The sequence below is a fragment of the Anaerosalibacter bizertensis genome, from assembly GCF_009696605.1.
Lineage (GTDB): Bacteria > Bacillota > Clostridia > Tissierellales > Sporanaerobacteraceae > Anaerosalibacter > Anaerosalibacter bizertensis.
This window is the reverse complement of record NZ_VULR01000045.1, coordinates 1-1,186: the sequence shown is the minus strand read 5'-3', so window position 1 is coordinate 1,186 and position 1,186 is coordinate 1. Positions and strand designations below refer to the sequence as shown.

2 protein-coding genes are annotated in these 1,186 nt (G+C 30.3%); both read left to right on the top strand.

The genetic code is table 11. From position 1 onward, the window contains the following. Positions 1–31 precede the first annotated feature (31 nt). On the top strand, positions 32–445 hold the full coding sequence (locus FYJ27_RS12600; RefSeq protein WP_154485142.1) for a hypothetical protein: 414 nt from the start codon (positions 32–34) through the stop codon (positions 443–445). A gap of 137 nt (positions 446–582) precedes the next feature. Continuing rightward, the gene (locus tag FYJ27_RS12595; protein ID WP_154485141.1) at positions 583–1,140 is read left to right on the top strand and encodes a host-nuclease inhibitor Gam family protein; all 558 of its coding nucleotides are present in this window, start codon (positions 583–585) and stop codon (positions 1,138–1,140) included. Positions 1,141–1,186: the final 46 nt, after the last annotated feature.

The window sequence follows — 1,186 nt, the reverse complement described above, 5'->3', positions numbered from 1 at the left end:
TTATTATAACATATCCGGAGGGATTTAAACAATGCGTAGACATAGAAGTTTTAAATTAAAGTGGTCTAGATACTATCAATTTTTAATAGAAGGTCAAATATTTTATTTAAAACTTAAGGCTTATACGAATAAAAATGAAGGCATGAAAGAATGGGAAATAATCACAGAGCAGACATATAGGCAGGCAATCAAACAAGGCCATGAAGATAATGTAGTAATAGTAGAAGATGAAATAACAATCGCTCCTATACAGGCTTTAACTTTAATATTTAACGAAATGTATAACATAGATGAAAATAGTATGAGGACAGCAGTTATAGAGGCTCAAGAGTTTGTTAGGACATTAAAAGAGAATGTAAGAGCTAATCCTGAACGAGAATATAAAGCCTTTAAGAATATAGTAGAATCACAAATAAAAGAAGCTTGTGAGGCTAAGGTAATATGAAATGTCCTAGCTGCTATAAAGAAATAGGAAAGATAAAGAAACATGAATTATATAACTGCCAGTGCGGGGCAAAGTTGCTGGCAGTTGAGATAAATAAGAAGTTGCAAGTGTTTAATTTGAGTAAGGAGGAAGAATAAATGGAAAATATGATTAGTATTGCAGATAGATTTTTAAGCATAGATGAAGAAGAAAAAGATGTTTGGAAGGTTAAGGACGATCTAGCAGCTGACTGGTGCTTAGATAAAATAAGAGAAAGCAAGGCAGAATACAACAGATTAGAAGCAGTATCAAAAGCTAAAATACAGCAAATACAAGAATTACTGAAGAAAGAAAAAGAAAAAGCAGATAGAGAAATAGGTTTCTTTGAATCAAAGCTAAGAGAGTATTTTGAAACAGTTGAAACTCAAGATACTAAGACATTGAAGAAATATAAGCTACCAAGCGGGGAATTAAAATTAAAAAAACCACAAGCTATATTTAAATATAATAAGAAAAAGTTATCGGAAGTAGCAGATAAATATGAGAACATGCAAGAGTATGTAAAAATTAAAAAAGATTTTGATTGGGCCGGATTTAAGAATAATTTAATAATAAGTGACGGAAATATAATAAATAAAAATACAGGTGAAATAGTTGAAATTGATGGATTAAGTATAGAAGAAAAACCAGAAGATTTTAAGGTGGAGGTGGAATAAATGGCTGTTACTTTTAAGGATTACAATTTTGAAGTAGTTACTGAAA

Coding starts and splice junctions, on each gene's coding strand:
- FYJ27_RS12600 (WP_154485142.1), top strand. CDS start 32: ATGCGTAGACATAGAAGTTTTAAATTAAAGTGGTCTAGATACTATCAA.
- FYJ27_RS12595 (WP_154485141.1), top strand. CDS start 583: ATGGAAAATATGATTAGTATTGCAGATAGATTTTTAAGCATAGATGAA.